The organism is Streptomyces sp. NRRL WC-3742, from assembly GCF_000720635.1.
GTDB lineage: Bacteria > Actinomycetota > Actinomycetes > Streptomycetales > Streptomycetaceae > Kitasatospora.
In genome coordinates this window covers 1-3,879 of record NZ_JOCF01000145.1, presented here as the reverse complement: position 1 = coordinate 3,879, position 3,879 = coordinate 1, and the positions used below count along the sequence as shown (strand labels likewise).

General features: G+C 73.6%; 1 protein-coding gene. It reads right to left on the bottom strand.

Annotated elements, in window-relative coordinates:
* Positions 1-3,879 (bottom strand): non-ribosomal peptide synthetase (locus IH61_RS0139575; RefSeq protein ID WP_031079234.1); only part of this gene is annotated, 3,879 nt, incomplete at both ends.

Genomic DNA, 3,879 nt, shown 5'->3' with positions numbered 1-3,879 from the left:
CTGGTCGCCGAGCAGCTCGTTCTGCCAGAGGGTGTAGTCGGCGTACTGGACGGGCAGCGGCGCCCACTGCGGTGCGTGGCCCTCAGCACGGGCGGCGTAGGCGCGGGCGAGGTCGGCGGCCAGCGGGCCGAGGGACCAGCCGTCGCCCGCGATGTGGTGAACCACCAGCAGCAGGACGTGTTCCCGCGCGGACAGCTCGAACAGTTCCGCGCGCAGCGGCGGCTGGTCCGCGAGGTCGAAGGCGTAGCGGGCGGCCGCTTCCAGGGCCTCCGGCAGGTCGGCCTCACCGGTCGGGGTGACGGTCAGCCGGGGCGCCGCCGCTTCGGGCGGCAGCAGGCGCTGGTACGGCGTGCCGTCGATCTCGGGGAAGACCGTGCGCAGGCTCTCGTGCCGACCGACCAGGTCCGTCAGCGCGCCGCGCAGCGCGTCGCGGTCCAGTTCACCGCTGAGCCGCAGTGCCAGCGGGATGTTGTAGGTGGCGCTCGGCCCCTCCATCTTGTGGATGAACCAGAGCCGTCGCTGGGCGAAGGACAGCGGCATGGTCGTGGGCCGCTCCTGCACCGTGAGCGCCAGTCGGCCTGGCCCGGCGGTGTCCAGCCGGGCGGCCACCGCGGCCGGGGTCGGGCCCTCGAACAGCGAGCGCAGCTCCAGCTCGACGCCGAAGAGTGCCCGGATCTGCGCGATCAGCCGGGTGGCGAGCAGGGAGTGGCCGCCGAGTTCGAAGAAGTCGTCGTCGATGCCGACCCTGGGCAGGCCCAGGACCTGGGTGAACAGGTCGCAGACGATCTGCTCCTGCGGGGTGCGCGGCTCCCGGCCGGTCCCGGCGAGGGTGAAGTCCGGTGCGGGCAGGGCTGCCCGGTCCAGCTTGCCGTTCGCCGTCAGCGGCAGCCGGTCGAGCGGGACGACGGCGCTGGGCTGCATGTAGTCGGGCAGGTAGGTGCGGGCGTGCTCGCGCAGTGTGGTGAGGAGGGCGCTGGTGCCGCGCCCGGCTGTGGGGTTGGTGGTCAGGCTGGACAGCGGGGTGGCGGGCGTGCTGGTTCCGGCCGAGGCGTAGGTGCCGGTGGGCGTGGCTCCGTCGAGGTCGCTCAGCGCGACGAGGACGAGGTCGACGGCGTCGGGCCGGTGGGTGTTCCAGGTCGCGGCGGTCCAGTAGCCGTGCTCCCGGCCGAGCCGGTGCAGGGCGTCCAGGTCGGGCTGCGGCCCGGGGGCGTCAGCGGTCGGCGCGGCGGTGGTCTGTGCGGTGATGGTCTGTGCGGCGGTGGTCTGTGCGGTGGTGGTCGGTGCAGCGGCGGCGTCGAGGGCGTGCTGGAGGGCGAGTTCGCAGACGAGGCGCGGGTTGGGGATGCCGGTGACGCGCAGCCGGGTGGGGCGCTCGGAGTCGAGTTGCCGGGCCAGCGCGGCCAGTTCGGCGTCCGGGTCCGCGTGCCCGGACCAGGGCCGCTCAGGGGTGCCGGTGAGCGGGTGGGTGTGGGCGCCGGCCTTGTGGAGGGTGGCGTCGTAGCGGTAGCGGGTGAGTTCGTTCTCGACGGTGCCGGGCTTGAGCCGGATGTCGACGCCGGCGAGGTCGGGGACGTGGTGGCCGAGCGCGGTGAAGTACTCGGGATCGATCAGCAGTTCCTTCTCCAGCACCAGCGCGTGCTCGACGGCGCGCCGAACGGCCGCGTGGTCCGCCGGGTCGGTGGCACGGGCGGTGTGGACGGCGGTGGTGAAGGTGCGCAGCAGCCGGGGGTTGCGGATGTCGCCGATGAAGACGGTGCCGCCGGGCGCGAGGATGCGCAGGGCGTGGTCGAGGACCTGCTCCAGGTATCCGGCGTTCGGGAAGTACTGGACCACCGAGTTGAGGACGACGGTGTCGAAGTGGCCACGCGGGAGCCGGTCGAAGTCGTGCGCGGGCCGGGTGTGCAGGCGCACCCGGGCGGCGAGTTCGGGGTCGGCCTCCACGTGGCCGCGCAGGTCGGCGATGACGGTGGGTGAGAAGTCCGTGCCCCAGTACTCCTCGCAGTGCGGGGCGAGCCGGGACAGCAGCAGGCCCGTGCCGACGCCGATCTCCAGCACCCGGCGGGGGTTGAGGTCGCGGATGCGTTCGACGGTGGTGTCCCGCCATTCCCGCATCTGGTCGAGCGGGATCGGCCGGCCGTCGTAACTGCTGTTCCAGCTGGCGAAGTTCTCGCCGAAGGCGGTCTCCGAGGCGGCCGTGTAGACCGAGTCGTAGAGGTCCTGCCACTCGTTCAACTGGTCCTGTTCGACCTGCTCGTCGCGGGCGTCCGCCGGGCCGCCGGTGACGACGTAGGCGACCAGTCGGGCGTCGCCGGGCTGGTCCTCGCGGACGACGACGGCGGCCTGGGCGACGTCGGGGTGGTCGGTGAGGACCTTCTCGATCTCGCCGGGCTCGATCCGGAAGCCACGGACCTTGACCTGGTGGTCGGCGCGGCCGACGAACTCCAGCTCGCCCTTCGGGCTCCAGCGGACCAGGTCGCCGGTGCGGTACATCCGGCCGCCCGGTTCGAGTCCGTACGGGTCGGCCGGGAAGCGTTCGGCGGTGAGGGCGGGGCGGTCCAGGTAGCCGCGGGCCAGGCCGGCGCCCGCGATGTACAGCTCGCCGACCACGCCGGGGGCGACCGGCTGGAGGCCGTCGTCCAGAACGTAGACCCTGGTGTTGGCGATCGGCCGCCCGATCGGCGGGGCGCCGGTGCCGCCGGCCAGCTCGGCCGCGGTGGACCAGATGGTGGTCTCGGTCGGGCCGTACAGGTTGACCAGGTCGTCGCTGAGCACCCGCAGGGTCTCGGCCAGGGAAGTCGGAAGGGCCTCGCCGCCGACCAGCATCCGCAGCCCGCGCAGGGCCTCCGCGTCGTGCCCGACCAGGAGTTGCCAGAGCGACGGGGTGCCCTGGACGGTGGTGACGCCGTGCCGGGCGATCAGGTCCAGCACGGCGGACGGCTGGGGAACGGCCTCCTTGGGCACCAGGACGACCGCGGCACCGGAGAGCAGCGGGTGGTACAGCTCCAGCGCGGCGATGTCGAAGGCGACCGTGGTGACCGCGAGCAGTCGCTCCTCGGCCCGCAGCGGGGCCTGCCGGCCCATCGCGGCGAGGAAGTTGACCAGCGCGGAGTGCGGGACGACCACCCCCTTGGGCCGGCCGGTGGAGCCGGAGGTGTAGATCACGTAGGCGGCGGAGCCCGGGGCGGGGGTCACGCCCTCGTCCGCCGGGTCGGTGTCGGGGCAGTCCGCCAGCAGGGCCCGGACCTCGGCGGAGTCCAGCGCCAGTCGGCGGGTGTCCGCGTCGGCGGGCAGGTGCTGCTCGGTGCGGGTGTCGGTGAGCAGCAGGGCGGGCCGGGCGTCACCGAGCACATGGGTGAGCCGCGCCGCCGGGTGGTCGGGGTCCAGAGGGAGGTAGGCGGCGCCGGTCTTGAGGACGGCCAGCAGGGCGATCACCAGCTCGGCGGTCCGGGGCAGGGCGAGCGCGACCAGTCGGTCCGGTCCGGCGCCTTCGCGCAGCAGCGCGTGGGCGAGCCGGTTGGCGCGGGCGTCCAGCTCCGCGTAGGTCAGGGAGTCGTCCCCGGCGATCAGGGCGACGGCCTGCGGCGTCGCGGCGGCCTGACGGGCGAAGCGGGCCGGCAGCAGGTCCGGGCCGACCTCGACGGCGGTGTCCAGCCAGGTGTCCAGCAGCCGGTGGTGCTCCTCCGCGGTGAGCAGGTTGATGCGGCTGAGGGGCTGGTCGGGTTGGGCGGTGGCGGTGTCGAGCAGGTGGATCCAGCGGTTGAAGAGGGCTTGGACGGTGGGGGCGTCGTAGATGTCGCTGGAGTATTCGACGGCGCCGGTGATGCCCTGGGGTTCGCCGTCGGTGCCGCGGCGTTCGGCGAGGCTGAAGAAGAGGTCGAA